At 40.6% G+C, this 15015-nt stretch carries 19 protein-coding genes; 12 read left to right on the top strand and 7 right to left on the bottom strand.

Annotated features, from left to right (window positions below; genetic code table 11):
- Nucleotides 1-119: 119 nt before the first annotated feature.
- The 3 genes from F7734_RS42945 to F7734_RS42935 all read left to right on the top strand — a co-directional run bounded on the left by F7734_RS42945 (nucleotide 120) and on the right by F7734_RS42935 (nucleotide 1393).
- Nucleotides 120-665 (top strand): DUF2231 domain-containing protein, encoded by a 546-nt coding sequence (locus tag F7734_RS42945; RefSeq protein WP_155750487.1) that lies wholly within the window; start codon nucleotides 120-122, stop codon nucleotides 663-665.
- A gap of 109 nt (nucleotides 666-774) precedes the next feature.
- Nucleotides 775-1191 (top strand): DUF2809 domain-containing protein, encoded by a 417-nt coding sequence (locus tag F7734_RS42940; RefSeq protein WP_207714339.1) that lies wholly within the window; start codon nucleotides 775-777, stop codon nucleotides 1189-1191.
- Nucleotides 1169-1393, top strand: coding sequence for a DUF167 domain-containing protein (locus F7734_RS42935; protein ID WP_155750492.1), 225 nt, complete (start codon nucleotides 1169-1171; stop codon nucleotides 1391-1393). The genes F7734_RS42940 and F7734_RS42935 overlap by 23 nt, the downstream gene beginning before the upstream one ends.
- Nucleotides 1394-1553: 160 nt before the next feature.
- Here F7734_RS42935 and F7734_RS42930 read toward each other — a convergent pair whose 3' ends face one another.
- The gene (locus F7734_RS42930; protein WP_155750486.1) at nucleotides 1554-2192 is read right to left on the bottom strand and encodes a glutathione S-transferase family protein; all 639 of its coding nucleotides are present in this window, start codon (nucleotides 2190-2192) and stop codon (nucleotides 1554-1556) included.
- Nucleotides 2193-2398: 206 nt separating this feature from the next.
- Between F7734_RS42930 and F7734_RS42925 the strand changes: the two genes are divergently transcribed.
- The 4 genes from F7734_RS42925 (at nucleotide 2399) to F7734_RS42910 (ending at nucleotide 4755) form a co-directional block, all read left to right on the top strand.
- A complete protein-coding gene (locus F7734_RS42925) occupies nucleotides 2399-3076 on the top strand; it encodes an SOS response-associated peptidase (RefSeq protein WP_155750485.1) in 678 nt (225 codons plus the stop codon).
- Between the two features lie 122 nt (nucleotides 3077-3198).
- Complete coding sequence (locus tag F7734_RS42920; protein WP_155750484.1) at nucleotides 3199-3720, top strand: photosystem I assembly protein Ycf3; 522 nt, start codon at nucleotides 3199-3201, stop codon at nucleotides 3718-3720.
- Between the two features lie 84 nt (nucleotides 3721-3804).
- Entirely contained in the window at nucleotides 3805-4098 is a 294-nt protein-coding gene (gene gatC / locus F7734_RS42915) for an Asp-tRNA(Asn)/Glu-tRNA(Gln) amidotransferase subunit GatC (protein WP_155750483.1), read from the top strand.
- A gap of 228 nt (nucleotides 4099-4326) precedes the next feature.
- Entirely contained in the window at nucleotides 4327-4755 is a 429-nt protein-coding gene (locus F7734_RS42910) for a hypothetical protein (protein ID WP_155750482.1), read from the top strand.
- 78 nt (nucleotides 4756-4833) lie between these two features.
- Here the strand turns inward: F7734_RS42910 and aroA are convergent, their stop codons facing one another.
- A complete protein-coding gene (aroA, locus tag F7734_RS42905; protein WP_155750481.1) occupies nucleotides 4834-6186 on the bottom strand; it encodes a 3-phosphoshikimate 1-carboxyvinyltransferase in 1353 nt (450 codons plus the stop codon).
- 116 nt (nucleotides 6187-6302) lie between these two features.
- On the opposite strand from aroA, the gene F7734_RS42900 reads away from it, so the two are divergent.
- Nucleotides 6303-6812, top strand: a complete 510-nt coding sequence (locus tag F7734_RS42900; RefSeq protein ID WP_155750480.1) for a hypothetical protein — start codon at nucleotides 6303-6305, stop codon at nucleotides 6810-6812.
- Nucleotides 6813-6896: 84 nt separating this feature from the next.
- Here the strand turns inward: F7734_RS42900 and F7734_RS42895 are convergent, their stop codons facing one another.
- The 4 genes from F7734_RS42895 to F7734_RS42880 all read right to left on the bottom strand — a co-directional run bounded on the left by F7734_RS42895 (nucleotide 6897) and on the right by F7734_RS42880 (nucleotide 9515).
- Complete coding sequence (locus F7734_RS42895) at nucleotides 6897-7478, bottom strand: thioredoxin family protein (RefSeq protein ID WP_155750479.1); 582 nt, start codon at nucleotides 7476-7478, stop codon at nucleotides 6897-6899.
- 382 nt (nucleotides 7479-7860) lie between these two features.
- Nucleotides 7861-8301 (bottom strand): DUF202 domain-containing protein, encoded by a 441-nt coding sequence (locus tag F7734_RS42890; RefSeq protein WP_155750478.1) that lies wholly within the window; start codon nucleotides 8299-8301, stop codon nucleotides 7861-7863.
- Nucleotides 8302-8437: 136 nt separating this feature from the next.
- Nucleotides 8438-9043 (bottom strand): Uma2 family endonuclease, encoded by a 606-nt coding sequence (locus F7734_RS42885; RefSeq protein WP_155750477.1) that lies wholly within the window; start codon nucleotides 9041-9043, stop codon nucleotides 8438-8440.
- Nucleotides 9044-9299: 256 nt separating this feature from the next.
- Entirely contained in the window at nucleotides 9300-9515 is a 216-nt protein-coding gene (locus F7734_RS42880; RefSeq protein ID WP_155750476.1) for a chlorophyll a/b-binding protein, read from the bottom strand.
- Nucleotides 9516-9809: 294 nt separating this feature from the next.
- On the opposite strand from F7734_RS42880, the gene F7734_RS42875 reads away from it, so the two are divergent.
- The 4 genes from F7734_RS42875 to F7734_RS42860 all read left to right on the top strand — a co-directional run bounded on the left by F7734_RS42875 (nucleotide 9810) and on the right by F7734_RS42860 (nucleotide 14033).
- Nucleotides 9810-11318 (top strand): thymidylate synthase, encoded by a 1509-nt coding sequence (locus tag F7734_RS42875; protein WP_155750475.1) that lies wholly within the window; start codon nucleotides 9810-9812, stop codon nucleotides 11316-11318.
- Between the two features lie 79 nt (nucleotides 11319-11397).
- On the top strand, nucleotides 11398-13074 hold the full coding sequence (locus tag F7734_RS42870) for a GNAT family N-acetyltransferase (protein WP_155750474.1): 1677 nt from the start codon (nucleotides 11398-11400) through the stop codon (nucleotides 13072-13074).
- 291 nt (nucleotides 13075-13365) lie between these two features.
- Nucleotides 13366-13533, top strand: coding sequence for a hypothetical protein (locus F7734_RS42865; RefSeq protein WP_155750473.1), 168 nt, complete (start codon nucleotides 13366-13368; stop codon nucleotides 13531-13533).
- Nucleotides 13530-14033: an ASCH domain-containing protein gene (locus F7734_RS42860; RefSeq protein WP_155750472.1), complete on the top strand. Its 504-nt coding sequence runs from the start codon at nucleotides 13530-13532 to the stop codon at nucleotides 14031-14033. The genes F7734_RS42865 and F7734_RS42860 overlap by 4 nt, the downstream gene beginning before the upstream one ends.
- Before the next feature lie 32 nt (nucleotides 14034-14065).
- Here F7734_RS42860 and F7734_RS42855 read toward each other — a convergent pair whose 3' ends face one another.
- Nucleotides 14066-14974 (bottom strand): restriction endonuclease, encoded by a 909-nt coding sequence (locus F7734_RS42855; RefSeq protein WP_347566380.1) that lies wholly within the window; start codon nucleotides 14972-14974, stop codon nucleotides 14066-14068.
- Nucleotides 14975-15015 lie beyond the last annotated feature (41 nt).

Here is a 15015-nt window from a genome sequence, read left to right as displayed (position 1 = left end):
GGTTAGGGGTTAGGGGTTAGGGGTTAGCTTGCAACGCCCCTTCTGTGCAGCATTTCCCCTAGCCCCTAGCCTTTAGCCCCTAGTTTTTAGTCCCTTTTATACAATTATAAGGAAGAGAAATGACGGAAACTCAAGAAAGAAACACAACACCCTACCCAAATATTCCCGCTTTTCTAGAAAGTGACAGTAGAGAATTTCGGGACACTGGTATACCCAGTACTGTTTCAGTGGTAGGACACCCAATACATCCAATTCTCGTTCAATTCCCCATCGCTTTTCTTGTAGGAGCATTACTAACTGATGCAGTTTTCTGGTTGGTGGGAGATGTCTTTTGGGCAAGAGCTTCTTTTTGGTTAATAGTTGGTGGATTGGTAGGAGGTCTTGCAGCAGCTTTGACTGGTCTTTTGGATTTTCTAAGAATCCCTAGAGTCCGCAAGCGTACCGCAGGCTGGGCGCATATGTTTCTTAATGTTGCGGCTCTTTTATTGACTGTTATTAACCTTGCAGTACGATGGAATAACCCCATATCAGCTGTATTGCCCTGGGGACTTGTTATCTCAGTTCTTGTGGCTACTCTTCTTGGTGTTTCTGGCTGGTACGGCGGGGAATTGGTTTACCGCCACAAAATTTCAGTCATTGGTAATGGTAACCCAAATTACCCGTAGCGATGGCGCGGAGCACCCGCCACAGGCGATCGCGCTACGGCTTTCTTGGCTGGAGAATGGTGTATAAATGTAGTCTAACTTCTTTTCTCTAGCCCCTAGTTCTAAAATGATGCTGTCTAGAAAAACTCCAAACTTTCACATCCTCTTATCTTTGCTCATCGTTATAACGATGGGCTTTTTCTTTAAGTATTACGTCGGTCCTGCTCATCAATGGTTGAATAATTATGGGGCTGCTGTTTTTTACGAAATCTTTTGGTGCTTGTTTGCATTTTTATTTTTTAAAGGTCAAGCAGCTATCTGGCAAATCCCCTTATGGGTTTTTATTATTACTTGTATACTGGAATTTTTACAATTGTGGCATCCGCCTTTATTGGAACAATTCCGCGCTACCTTGATAGGTAAGTGGTTGATTGGCACGACTTTTGCTTGGTGGGATTTTCCGCATTACTTGTTGGGCTGTGTTTTAGGGTGGTTGTGGTTGCAAAAATTACCAGTAATAAATGATGCAAAAAAAAGTCAAAGTTAAACCCAATTCAAAAATTCCCAAAATTGAGGAAGAAGCTGATGGGAGTCTTACAGTGCATTTGAAATCCCCGCCTGTTGATGGTAAGGCTAATGAAGAGTTAATTCGATTGCTGGCAGCAAAATTTGATGTGCCAAAATCTTGTATTAAAATTAAGTTGGGTTTATCGTCACGGCAAAAGTTAGTTGAAATTGATACAGAGTAATGACTAACGAGCAGTGACCAATGACTGGTGACGAGTTGCTCTTCATATTAGAAAATAGAATATTGGAACCGCAGATGAATGTAGATGAACGCGGATAATAGCCTGCTCTATCTGCGTTCATCTAAGTATGCTATGTAGCGTGGGTGTATTGTGTAATAACTCACGTCTCGACAGTTTGAAATGTTTTAATTTCTTCTGTGATACTGATATGTCCTGGTTGGGCTTTTACTCTTTCTATCCAAGCTTGTATTTTGGGAAAGGGTGATAGATTAAATCCTCCTTCCTCGGCTACATGAGTATAAGCAAATAAACCAATATCAGCAATTGTGTATCGGTCTCCTACAAAATAATGGTGATTTGATAGATGGTTTTCCATGACTTTCAAAGCTGCGTAACCTTGTTCGCGTTTTTGCTCTATGGCTACACTGTATTCTTTAGCTTTGCCTAGTATGGAAATCCAAAATCTTGGTGTCGCAATGTAAGGTTCATGGCTGTACTGCTCAAAAAACAACCACTGTAGTACTTGTGCTCGTAAATAGGGGTCGTAAGGTAAAAACTCTGTTCCTTCACTGAGATACACCATAATGGCATTTGATTCTGTTAAATACTTCCCTGGCTGAACTTCCAAAACAGGAATCTTACCGTTTGGATTTTTACTTAAAAATTCTGCTGTTCGGTTTTCACCATTGGTAATATTAACCTCTACCCTCTCAAATGGGATGCCAATTTGAGTCAATAAAAGACGTATCTTGTAGCCATTGCCTGAGGGTAAAAAATCATACAAACGCAGGGTTTCCATGCCAAAAAATATTGGGATGAATTGGTTGACTGGTCATGTTGTAAAAATACAGCATATCTTCGGAAAAGACAAACAATTATGATAAAATATATAAACAACAAAACATTTTAGTAGAAAAAAGAATTCTCTGAAAAATAAAAAATAAAAGTAATATTTAATGCCATATCTTTAGAGGTTTGATATTAATCATTGGTGAAGGAAAAAGTATGTGTGGAAGATTTACTTTGACTCAGTCAGCAACAGCTTTAGCACAAAGCTTCCATGTGGAAATTTCTGACTTGGAGCCGAAATATAACATATCACCTACGCAAATGGTATCGGCAGTCTTATATGACCAAACAAGCGATAAGCGTAAATTAGAGCAGCTACGATGGGGTTTGATTCCTTCATGGGCAAAAGACCCAGGAATGGGAGCTAAACTGATTAATGCTAGAGCAGAAACAGTGGCAGAGAAACCCGCTTTCCGTTCAGCGTTTAAACGCCGACGTTGTTTAATCGTGGCAGATGGTTTTTACGAGTGGCAGCAAATTGATGGGAAGAAGCAGCCGTTCTATTTTCGCCTACAAAATGGGGAAGCTTTTGGGTTCGCGGGATTGTGGGAGGAATGGCGATCGCCACGAGACCAAACCCTATCTTCCTGTACAATTTTGACAACAAGGGCAAACGAATTACTCGAACCAGTCCACGATCGCATGCCAGTGATTCTCCATCAGAAAGATTACGATTTGTGGTTGGCTCCGCAGGTGCAAACGCCAGAGATGCTACAACAACTATTGCAACCCTACCCATCTGAAGCAATGACTGCTTATCCTGTAAGCACTGCGGTGAACAATCCCAAGCACGATAGCCCAGATTGTGTTCAACCATTAAGCGCGAAAATGTAGCTGCAAATCAGTTAGATTAGCTATTAGCAGTTGGTTTGTGGTAAGTACTGAGTACAAAGAGTGCCTACCACACGCATTGCAAACCGCAATTATATTGGCACCTGTATCATAGTAAACTCAATATGCCAAGAACTCAGAGAAACGATAATTTCATTGACAAAACCTTTACAGTTATGGCAGATCTGATCCTCAAGATCCTGCCAGCAAATAAGAGAGCTAAAGAAGCCTTTGTTTACTACCGAGATGGAATGTCGGCGCAGTCAGAAGGAGAATACGCTGAAGCCCTGGAAAACTATCAAGAAGCCCTCGAATTGGAAGAAGACACCAACGATCGCGGCTACATCCTATATAATATGGGGTTAATTTATGCAAGTAACGGCGAGCACGAGAAAGCCTTGGAACTGTATCATCAAGCTTTAGAGTGCAATCCCCGCCTACCCCAAGCTTTAAATAACATTGCCGTTATTTACCACTATCAAGGAGAAAAGGCAAAAGAAGCAGGAAACGAAGACCTTGGCGAATCGCTGTTTGACCAAGCCGCAGATTATTGGATTAGAGCAATCCGCTTGGCTCCCAATAACTACATTGAAGCCCAAAACTGGCTAAAAACAACCGGACGCTCTCAAATTGACGTATTCTTTTAGTTAGTGGTTAGTGGTTAGTTGTTAGTTGTTAGTAGCTATTAACCACTAACCCCTAACCACTAACCACTAACCCTTATCAAAATTATGATTGACCGCGAACAAGTCCGTAAAGTCGCTCTTCTAGCTCGGTTAGAGTTAACACCAGAAGAAGAAGAGCAATTCACCACACAGTTGGGGGATATCCTTGACTATGTCCAGCAATTGAATGCATTAGATGTGACTGATGTACCACCCACAACACGGGCAATTGATGTCAGTAATGTAACACGACCAGATCGACTGCAACCCTATAGCGATCGCGAAGCCATTCTTCAAAGCGCACCCGAACAAGAAGGTGAGTTTTTTAAGGTTCCAAAAATACTAAATCCTGAAGAGTAGTTAGTTGTTAGTTGTTAGTTGTTAGTTGTTAGTTGTAGATGGTATTCAAATTCTAATGGTGTCAATGAATTATGTGGTTTCTGTCGTAGAAGGTAAATTTCGTTACTAGCAATTAGCTATAACTAACAATAAAAAACCACTAACCACCAACAACTAACCACTAACCACCAACAACTAACCACTAACCACCAACCACCAACAACTAACCACCAACAACTAACTAAAACAATGAGCTTGGGAATCTTGAAAGATGGTAAGTGGGTATCACAAAGGGAGCAAGAGGACTCACAAGGAAAATTTATTCGTCCCTCAACAACCTTCCGCAACCAAATTACAGCTGATGGTTCTAGTGGGTTTAAAGCTGAACCGGGACGGTATCATTTGTACATCTCTTGGGCTTGTCCTTGGGCAAACCGTACTGCCATTCTCCGCGAATCGAAAGGGCTGCAAGATGCGATCGGTCTGTCGGTAGTTGCACCAGAAATGCGGGACAATGGTTGGGAATTTTCTGATGAACCAGGATGTATTCCTGATACCATTAAACGGCACTATTACAAAAGTCATCCTAAGGTTAATCCAACTCGGATTGTTCCAAAAGGACCGATTATTGATTTTGATGCTCCTCACGATCGCGGAACAGTGACCAGTGACCAGTGACCAGTGACCAGTGACCAGTGACCAGTTAAGACACTCTCGTTCCCAGGCGGAGCCTGGGAACGAGAAGGACCGAATGGGTTAGCTGTGACAAACTTGTTGTAATGTGGCAACAAATTCTGGGTAAGAGACTGCAGCTGCTTCCGCACGCTGTATGTGAGTGGCGTCAGAAGCGTTGAGGGCTGCGATCGCCAAACTCATTGCAATTCGATGATCTGTGTAACTATCGACTTCAGCACCTGAAAGGGGATTACCTCCAGTAATTTCCATGCCATCAGGTAACTCTGTCACTTTTGCTCCCATTTTATTCAGTTGGTGCGCCATCACAGCAATGCGATCGCTTTCCTTCACTCGCAATTCTTCAGCATCTCGAATCACTGTTGTTCCTTCTGCAAAAGCTGCTGCGACTGCTAAAATAGGAATTTCATCAATCAATCTGGGTATAATATCACCTGCAATGGTGCAACTTTTTAAATGACTGGAACGTACCCGTAAATCTGCTACTGGTTCTCCTGCTACGGTGCGCTCATTTTCTTGCTTAATATCAGCACCCATCATTTCCAACGCCTCTAAAATGCCAGTACGGGTAGGATTAACGCCAACATTTTCAATCGTCAATTCAGAATTTGGTACGATGGCTCCTGCTACCAGCCAAAATGCAGCAGAACTGATGTCTCCCGGTACAATTACTGTTTGTCCGTGAAGTTGAGAGGAACCTGTGACAGTGACGCTGTTGGTTTCGGGGTCTACAGTTAATTCGGCTCCAAAAGCCTTTAACATTCGCTCGCTGTGATCGCGGGAAAGCGCGGGTTCGGTGACTGTTGTTTTGCCCTCTGTTAATAAACCTGCAAGTAGAATGCAGGATTTTACTTGTGCGGAAGCAATGGGAGAATTATAGTGGATGGGTTTGAGGGATGTTCCTTGAACTGCTAGAGGAGCTAGAGAATTTCCCTTACGCCCCCAAATTTGTGCTCCCATTTCTTGTAAAGGTTTAACAACACGAGACATGGGACGCGATCGCAGTGAATTATCTCCCGTGACAGTAAAGAAGCGTCCTGGATGGGATGCAAGAAGCCCCAGCATCAGACGTATTGTTGTTCCAGAGTTTCCAGCATTGAGCACATCCATTGGTTCTTGTAAATTCCCCAGCCCAATACCTTTCACCGTTACAAGTTCTGTATTCAATTCGGAAATTTCTGCCCCCATAGCTTGGAAACAACTTGCCGTGCTGCAAGGATCTTCCCCTAAAAGCAAACCTTTAATAGTGGTTTCCCCGGATGCTAGAGCACCCAACATTAACGCTCTGTGGGAAATGGATTTATCCCCAGGAACTCGAATACGACCTTGTAAAGATAATCCAGTCGTTGGTCGCTGAATGATTAAGTTTTGAGAAGTATTGTCCCTAGTTTCTACAGTTATGACAGAAGCTGACATTAGGATAAACTGACGTGTGACTGCGCTAGTATACTATCGCTTTCTCAGTACCGTCAGAACTACCGATGTTTATTAATTTCTGAAACGTTTATTGGCTTTTAACCCTTTTCGCTCCCATGCTTACTCACCATCGCAAGCCCGTGTGCTTATCACTTGTTTCTACAGACCTACCAATTTGGTCTGTTGTTGAAACTGCCGCAACTCTTTATCAGAAAGATTGCGATCGATTCCACCTACTTTTAACAACACCACCCGTAAAGAATTGTAAAACAAAAAGTTCTCCTAACGAACAAAAAGATTTATTGCAAGAACCAAGTCATGCTGTCCCCAATAGCCCCAGAGTCCTTTGGTTAGAGATTTCCCCCTACCGAGTTATTATGACCATGCAAGGTAACAATCAGCTGAGTTACCGTCATTTTTGGGAACAAGGTGTTTACGGAATCACTCGTTACTGGTTACCGGGCGAACCCGTACAACAGAACGAACCTATACGCCTGCGTAATTTTACGCGAAATTTAAAATTGGACGGACATCCTTTTCCCAAGCATTTGCGTGTGGAGTACGAATTGTGGACTGGAGAAGTCCAATTGGGAAATTACATCCTTCAATTAGATATTAAACACTGATTGCTAATGGCTAACGGCTAATGGCTAATGGAAGACTGACAATTAGCAATTAGCAATTAGCAATTAGCAATTAGCAATTAGCTGTTAGCCAAAATAACTTGGCTGATTACCAGGTTTCCATTTGATATTGCAACCCACACTCGGCTTTTGCTCGCTTGAGAGCGATCGCTCTGCCAATACAGCTTCCACCGCAGCACGTAAATCTGCACCTGTGACGGGTTTGCCATTACTCGGACGACTATCATCTAATTGTCCCCTGTAAGCCAGCCTGCGATCGGCATCAAATAAGAAGAAGTCTGGAGTGCAAGCTGCGGTGTACGCTTTTGCTGTTTCTTGGCTTTCGTCGTAACAAAGGGGAAAGTTAAAATCTAGCTCAAAAGCCATTTCCTTTAATGACTCAGGAGAATCATCTGGGTAGTTTTTAGCATCATTGGCACTGATAGCCACAATCGCCAAACCTTTACTGAGGTAATCTTTACCCAATTGAGCCAATTCTTGTTTTACGTGCTTGACAAACGGGCAATGCCGACAGATAAACATAACTAGTAGCGCTTTCTTACCCGTGAAGCTAGAAAGCGAAATTGTTTCCCCAGATCTGACATCCGGTAACTCAAAATCCGGTGCTTGAGTACCTAGCGGTAACATCGTTGAAGCAGTTAAAGCCATAGCCCACCGAATCAGTTATTAGTTAACAATTATTATTTTAGGGAAAAGTGGTTAGTTGTTAGTTGTTAGTTGTTGGTGGTTAGTAGGAGCGCGGTGACTTTGCACCCCCACCTCGTTCCCAGGCGGAGCCTGGGAATGCCGTCTTTGGAGGCTCCGCCTCCTGTCTGAGTAGACTAGCTACACTCTGCAACAGACCACCAGTATGCATTCTGTGGTAAAACCACCGGATCGAGAGAGTACTTTTGGGAGGGGGATCGCCTCCCATTGACCAGCTGTATCTTGTAGAGGACGGGAGTTTGTGAGGTTTAATAAATAATTTAGCTACTTGGTAACACCTCCCCGCCCGCCCCACAATATGGAATAATTCAGTCCGTGGAAATTCCTAACGCCAATTGCGTGACTGAGGCTGGATGGGAAGTTTTGAAGGATTGGTAAAGAACCGATCTCGAACGAAGAGCATTGGTAGGCTCAGTAATCCAAAAAATATAACAAATCCTGTCATTAGCCAAACAGTGAAGCGTATTGGCTTATATTCTCCCCGTTCTATTTGCCAGAATACCTGATTGTACCGCCATGCTGCCAAAGCAATAGTCACAATCCCAAAAATGACTAAAGATACACCCAAGTTTTCTGAGTTAAAAACTGGATGCGGTACGGATTCTAGTTGAGTCAGAGTAGAGCCAATCTGGCGTAAAAACAAACCAAATCGAGCAAGCGCAAAACCAAAGCCTATCAACGCGATTGAAGTGCGTAGCCAAGCTAGAAATGTTCGTTCATTGGCTTGATGCTCCCTTTGGCGATCGACATTGGAAGTTTTACTCATAGTTAGCACATATGTTCTCTCAGACCACAAGAGAACATACCGCATTTTGTACCTTGAAGCACTCTTTCTTACGGATAGCTTTCTCTTAGTTTAATTACTCACTTCATTTCCTAACATAAGATAAAGTTTCATATCTTTAATCTTCAGTTTCTTCGGTTTCAAACTGCACTTGTCGGTACAAATCGGCGATCGCTATTTCCACATTTACTGATTCAAGTGGCAATAGCTCGTCTAAATTATACTCAGACAGTACCCATTTCCCCTGTTCGTTACGCCGAAATACTTCCACACCCGGTTGAGCTACCTGTACCAATATATATTCTTTTAGGGTAGAAGATTGGCGGTACTTAGCAAACTTCTTCCCCCTATCGGCTGCTTCCGTTGAAGGTGATAGTACTTCAACAATTAAGCAGGGAAATTGTATCAGTTGCGGATTGCGATCGCCCTTGGCGCAAGCGAAGCTATCGCGCTCATCGCAAGTCACCACAACATCCGGATAAAAATACTTTTGCTTAGACTCTACCTGTACCTTCACATCTACAATGTATACTTCAAAGATGCGATCGAGTAGAGCATCATCTAGCACCCTGAAGAAATTTCCACAAACGCGATTGTGGCTGCGTGTACCGCCGCTCATCGCCACCACTTCGCCATCCCAATACTCGTAGCGTTGCTCTTGGGTTGGTTCCCAAATCAGATATTTCTCTGCACTCATCAAAATGCGAGCGGGTACAGCAACCATCGGTTTATCAAAAAACGATTCACTTTATCTAGAATAGCGAAAAAAGAGCGATCGCTTTACTCAACGTCTGGATTATAAAGAATCTTGAAATCACGCAAATTGCTTTTTGATACTAAAAATATTCCTCTGTAGCACTTTTGACGCTTCCTATACTGATTTCTCTATGGAATACTAAGAGCAGAAAACGAAGAGGTATGCCTTTAGCCTACCTCGAAGTCACTGCTTAGAATCCTTGTGCTTTTAAGTCAGGTAGAGGTCAAAGGTTTTGCAGTAAACCAAAGATTCCATGCCCTGTAAATACTTCTAACGCTATTAGAGACACGAAGCCAATCATTGCTAAACGACCATTTATCAGTTCGGCGTAGGGAGTAAAACCAGTGCGATCGCCTTGCTGATCTACATACACTTTGGGTTCTATGGCAAAATTGTTCATTTTACCTGCTTCGTCAATTATGGCACCTTTATATTGCATGAAAATGTCCTGAATGAAATAATTGCGCTTATGTAAACAAATGTAACAGAATAATTAAGGAATGTAAAGCATTATAAGTTTTCTTGTGGGTACTGGCTGTGAAGCTTTTAACCCAGTTATGCCAAGGCATTATGAAAAAATTTATAGATTTGGAGAGAAGTTTTTCTGTGGTGATATGATTACAAGTTTATGCGTGTGGTTTTAGATACCTGAGTTCTGGTGAGAAGTGGGGTATCTGGCAGCGCATAGAGTCACAAAAGAGAAGTCGAGGATCTGGAAGCGCCTTGAGGAGCTATGACAGTAAGCACATTTCATTTTAAATACAAAGCACTATACAAGCCCAATCAGTTGATTTACGGGCAAGGACAAACAGCAGTGATTACAGGGTGGACAGTCAAGGCAACTCTTGCAAAGCATTTGCTCCCAGAAGAATATGCAGTCATCGGACAATTGTACTCACCTACACGGGGGCTGAACCTACTGGTTCGCAATTTGCTATTTAACCCTCACGTTCGCTATTTAGTGGTGTTGAATGCAACAAAGGAAGATAAAAACGCAGGAGCAAGTCAATGCCTGCTGGATTTTTTCCATCATGGCTTTGAACAAGGTTTAAGCGATACTGGGCGACCGTGCTGGGTTGTGAATTCTTCCTATCCTGGATATATTGATATTGAAGTTAATGCGATCGCATTGCACAAGCTGCGACAGTCTGTAGAGTGTTGTGAAGCCAAATCCATTGCTGAAGCCGTATCTTGCGTAAAGTCCTATGCCCAACGAGGAGTAATAGAACCTTGGGGATTCCCTTTAGAATTTGATATGTCTGGCGTTGAGTCCACAATTTTACCAGGGCAACGGTACGGACATCGAATTGAAGGAAAAACCATTGCTGAAACATGGGTAAAAATCATTCATCTAATTAAGACAACAGGAACTGTTCGACCAACTGCGTATGATGGACAATGGCAAGAATTGATTGATTTGATGGCGATTGTCACTTCAGAACCTGAAAACTTCTATTTTCCAGACCCTAATTATTTACCAATTGACCGAAGCTTTCTTCAAGAATACGTTTCTCAAATTTTAGATGACGCTCCACAACAAGAAGGCGTTAAATATACTTACGGGCAGAGATTGCGTTCTCATTTTGGGCGGGATCAAATTCAGTTTTGCATTGACAAACTTGCCAACGATATCAATTCAGCCAGAGTTGTAATGTCTTTGTGGGATGTGGGTCATGATGCCAGTGATAGCCCACCTTGCCTTAACCATATTTGGGTAAGAGTCGTTGATAACGAGCTATCTCTCACAGCAACTTTCCGCAGTAATGATATGTTCTCAGCATGGTGTGCTAATGCTATGGGTTTGAGAGCATTGCAAATGTATATTAGAGATGGAATTAATAAAAGTGCGGGATACGATTTGACACTGGGACCGCTTGTTACTGTTAGTCAAAGCGCTCACATATATGATGATTGTTTTGAGAACGCTGAAAAGGTTATAAAAACTTATTACCCCAAACTTTGCCAACAACGAGACTACTGCGATCCCTCAGGTAGTTTTACGATCGCAATACAAAATGGGGAAATTCTTGTCGAACATATGACGCCCGGTTCGGGAGAAGTTGTAAACTGTTATTCAGGGAAATTAGCCAAACAAGTTTTAAGAGCGATCGCAGCAGATTGTCCTGGTTTACAAGTTGAACACGCTATGTATTTGGGGGCAGAGTTGCAAAAAGCAGAACTTGCTTTGTCAAGTAAACGAGATTTTATCTACGAGCAAGATCGACCATTACAGAAAGCGTGAAGTTTTTTGCTACTTAGACAAGTATGATTACTCCTTTCCTAAAGAAAATAATTTTAATAATAAGTGACAGGTGATTCACATGGCTTCCGATAAACCATTTGAATTTATTATTCAAGAAATTGACCCAAACTCTAAATATTTAGAAACCATAATACAGTTAGGAGATGCTAATTCAGCTACCCTTGGTTTTTTACCTTATGGAGCATTTCGTAGATTAGCCGCAACAGGTCGTATTTTAGCCTGTATAGTTCCTAATGTTGGTTGTGTTGGATATCTTCTCTACGAGATTAGTCGTTATAAGGTAAAACTTACACATCTTTGTGTGGATAAGAAGTGGAGAAGTAAAGGAATTGCTAAATTGCTCATTAAGTATCTAAGTGAAAAGACACATCATTTGTATGGCATTCTTGCATCTTGTCGTCGTGATTATGGAATAGATGAAATGTGGGCTTCTTTGGGATTCGTTGCAATACATGAAAGACCAGGTAGAAGTAAAGAGGGAAGCATTTTGACTGAATGGTGGTTAAACTATGGTCATCCCGACTTACTTACTTCCCTAACCCAACAAAAAACAGAGTTTAAGATATGTGTAGCCCTAGATGTAGCTATTTTTTATAACTTAATAGATGATGATACCGCTAACGAAGAAAGCAAAGAATCTAAAGCTCTTACTGCTGATTGGTTGAAGCCAGAACTAGAATTATGTCTCAATGATGAACTTAAAAATGAGATCAACAAAAATACAGATAGTCAAAAACGAAAAAAACTACGTGAGATTGCCAATCAATTTACCTTTCTTCCTTGTTCACAAGAATCCTTTAATGAAGCTTGCCAAGCTATACGTAAATTTTTTCCTCAAGATATAAAAGAAAGCGATACTTTATATTTTCGTCAATTAGCAAGAGTTATTTGCTCAACCATAAGGGTGCCATTTTTTGTAACAAAAAGTCAGAAATTATTAGCAATTGAAGACAAAATATATAAAGAATTTAATCTTGTTATAATTCCCCCTATCGAGTTGATTATTAAATTAGATGAACTTCGGAGAGAAGCTGAGTACCAGCCCATTCGCTTAGCTGGAACTAACATAGAAAAAAAACGTATTCAAAGCGAATACCAAGAAATAATAATTGATTTATTTTCTAATGCTGAGGTAGAAAGCCCAGTTAGTTTTAGGCAGAAACTACGCCAATTTCTCTCAAATCCAAAACAGTTTGAGTGTTTTATAATTGGTCGTAGAGGAGAAGAAGCCATAGCCTTAATAGTGTACGACAGAACTAAAGAACATGAGTTACAAGTTCCTGTCTTTCGATTCACAGACACCAACTTTACATCTACACTCATCCTGCACTGTGTCTTTCAATGTTTTTCTATTGCGGCTAGTGAACAAAGACCATTTACTAGAATTACAGAAACATTTTTAAAAGAACAAACTGCTATTGCACTTCAGGAAGATTGCTTTTTCAAAAAAGAAGACGGATGGTTAAGAGCAAATTTAGCAATTGCCAAAAATTCAGCAGATGTTGCTTCATATATTCTTAATTTATATGAAAAATTAGGAGAAGGTTATGAGCAGTATCTTCCATTAGCCAATATTTTGACAGATCGGAATTTCGTTAGTCAGCCGGATATTATGACAAATATTGAGCGTATGCTCTATCCTGCAAAAATTACAGATGCTGAGATTCCTACTTTTATCATTCCAATTCAAGTATGGTGGGCTAAAGACTTATTTGACAAAGAACTGGCAGAGTAAATTTTATGGGGAGCAAAAGAAGAACTTGCACTTAGACGGGAAGTTGTATACTATCGCTCAAAGCAAGCATCAGGTGGACTAAAAGCTCCAGGGCGAATTTTATGGTATGTAAGCAAAGCTGGGAGTGAGAAAAGTAGTTCTTCCATTTTAGGAGCTATTCGGGCTTGTTCTCGACTTGATGAAATTGTAATTGATAAGCCTACGGTTTTATATAAACGATTTAGAAGACTTGGAATCTACACTTTTGAAGATATTTTAAGAACATCCAAAAATGATTTAGATAGAGAAATAATGGCTGTAAAATTTAGTGATACAGAATTGTTTAAAAAACCAATGGAGTTGAAGACTATTGAACAAATGTTAGGACAAAAAATTTCAGTTAGAGCACCCTATAGAATAACAGCAGAAGCGTTTAGAATGATATATAATGAAGGAACTTTTATATCAATGGAGCAATGAGTCTAATGTCGCCAAATATACTTTTGCTATCGATTCAGCACAAGTATGCGAGCATGATATTTGACGGTCATAAGCGGGTTGAGCTCCGTCGAGTCAGACCTCGTTACTTAGATGAAGGTGATTTAATTCTTGTTTACGTAACATCTCCCGAAAAAGCGTTATTTGGTGTACTTGAAGTAGAAAAAGTAGTTGAAATGGCTCCAGAACATCTTTGGCAAATTGTTCAAGATAAAGCTGGAATTAGTTATGAGAATTTTCATAAATATTATGAAAATGCCTCAATTGGTTTTGCTATTTTTTTAAGAAACGCACGTAGCTTTGATTCTCCTATAAAGCTTGAACGATTGAGAGAAGAGTGGGTAGATTTTCGTCCACCGCAATGCTACCGTTATTTAAAAGATAGAGAAATAAATCTTGTTCAATCTATAGCCCAACATGATATTTTAAGTCTATCTGCAAAATCTAGGGCATACCAAATTGAGCTATTACCCTATAATTAAAAAGATGCAGAGACACTCTAGAATCCAAAATTCTACAATTCTTCACTAAAATAATCATAATCAATTTTTTTTACTATATATCGCTCAGCTTCACTAACTCCTACATCATATTCAATCATCAGTTGAGTCAGTTGTTCACCATCTATCAATATTATTCTTTTTTCTATTAATTTGATGTACTCATGAGCTTCTTTTGAAAATTTGGAAGTTGTGATTAGTACACCTCTTTTAGCTTTCATACCCTCTAAACTTCCGGCAAAAGCTTGCACAATTGGTCTTCCAATAGTTGATTCCCATCTTTTAGCCTGAATATAAATAATATCTAAGCCTAATCTGTCTTCCTTTATAATCCCGTCTATTCCACCATCTCCAGTCTGACCAACAGCCTGACCTGCATCTTCTCTAGAGCCACCATATCCCATTGCTACTAGTAGGTCTATAACTATCCTCTCAAAAAATCTTGGAGAACAGTTTTTTACAACAGTCAAGATTTCTTGTGCCAACTGCTTCTGTAAACTTTGGTAACCTAGTTCTAACACTTCTTCAGGTGTTTGAAGTAGTATATTATTCTCTGTTTCCTTAACAAGAGGAGACAAAGGTAGTGAGTTTTTAAACTCCAAAAACTCAGGAAACTGTTCCAAAAGCTTCTTAGTAATTTTTTCGGGATTATTTGCTAATATCTCTAAGCCACGTTCAGTTATACAAAACTTTCCTCTTCCGGTACTTTCAAGTGAACCTGCTTTTTTTAAGTACGTTCTAGCCCATCCAACTCTATTATCAAATCTTGCCTGTTTACCGCTAGGAAGTAACTCTTTTTTCTCTTGTTCAGTCAACTGAAATTCGTTGGCAAGAGTTTCAATTGCCTCACTAAGACTATGCTCCTGCTTATCCCTGAGAATTTTTAAGAGCGGAAGCATCAAATCTTGATAGTCTGGAATCACAATTTATAAATACTCCATTAACTTACTATTTTCTTAATGTA

This window comes from Scytonema sp. UIC 10036, from assembly GCF_009725235.1.
This window is presented reverse-complemented; position numbering and strand designations above follow the sequence as displayed.

Coding starts and splice junctions, on each gene's coding strand:
- F7734_RS42945 (WP_155750487.1), top strand. CDS start 120: ATGACGGAAACTCAAGAAAGAAACACAACACCCTACCCAAATATTCCC.
- F7734_RS42940 (WP_207714339.1), top strand. CDS start 775: ATGCTGTCTAGAAAAACTCCAAACTTTCACATCCTCTTATCTTTGCTC.
- F7734_RS42935 (WP_155750492.1), top strand. CDS start 1,169: ATGCAAAAAAAAGTCAAAGTTAAACCCAATTCAAAAATTCCCAAAATT.
- F7734_RS42930 (WP_155750486.1), bottom strand. CDS start 2,192: ATGGAAACCCTGCGTTTGTATGATTTTTTACCCTCAGGCAATGGCTAC.
- F7734_RS42925 (WP_155750485.1), top strand. CDS start 2,399: ATGTGTGGAAGATTTACTTTGACTCAGTCAGCAACAGCTTTAGCACAA.
- F7734_RS42920 (WP_155750484.1), top strand. CDS start 3,199: ATGCCAAGAACTCAGAGAAACGATAATTTCATTGACAAAACCTTTACA.
- gatC (WP_155750483.1), top strand. CDS start 3,805: ATGATTGACCGCGAACAAGTCCGTAAAGTCGCTCTTCTAGCTCGGTTA.
- F7734_RS42910 (WP_155750482.1), top strand. CDS start 4,327: ATGAGCTTGGGAATCTTGAAAGATGGTAAGTGGGTATCACAAAGGGAG.
- aroA (WP_155750481.1), bottom strand. CDS start 6,186: ATGTCAGCTTCTGTCATAACTGTAGAAACTAGGGACAATACTTCTCAA.
- F7734_RS42900 (WP_155750480.1), top strand. CDS start 6,303: ATGCTTACTCACCATCGCAAGCCCGTGTGCTTATCACTTGTTTCTACA.
- F7734_RS42895 (WP_155750479.1), bottom strand. CDS start 7,478: ATGGCTTTAACTGCTTCAACGATGTTACCGCTAGGTACTCAAGCACCG.
- F7734_RS42890 (WP_155750478.1), bottom strand. CDS start 8,301: ATGAGTAAAACTTCCAATGTCGATCGCCAAAGGGAGCATCAAGCCAAT.
- F7734_RS42885 (WP_155750477.1), bottom strand. CDS start 9,043: ATGGTTGCTGTACCCGCTCGCATTTTGATGAGTGCAGAGAAATATCTG.
- F7734_RS42880 (WP_155750476.1), bottom strand. CDS start 9,515: ATGCAATATAAAGGTGCCATAATTGACGAAGCAGGTAAAATGAACAAT.
- F7734_RS42875 (WP_155750475.1), top strand. CDS start 9,810: ATGACAGTAAGCACATTTCATTTTAAATACAAAGCACTATACAAGCCC.
- F7734_RS42870 (WP_155750474.1), top strand. CDS start 11,398: ATGGCTTCCGATAAACCATTTGAATTTATTATTCAAGAAATTGACCCA.
- F7734_RS42865 (WP_155750473.1), top strand. CDS start 13,366: ATGGCTGTAAAATTTAGTGATACAGAATTGTTTAAAAAACCAATGGAG.
- F7734_RS42860 (WP_155750472.1), top strand. CDS start 13,530: ATGAGTCTAATGTCGCCAAATATACTTTTGCTATCGATTCAGCACAAG.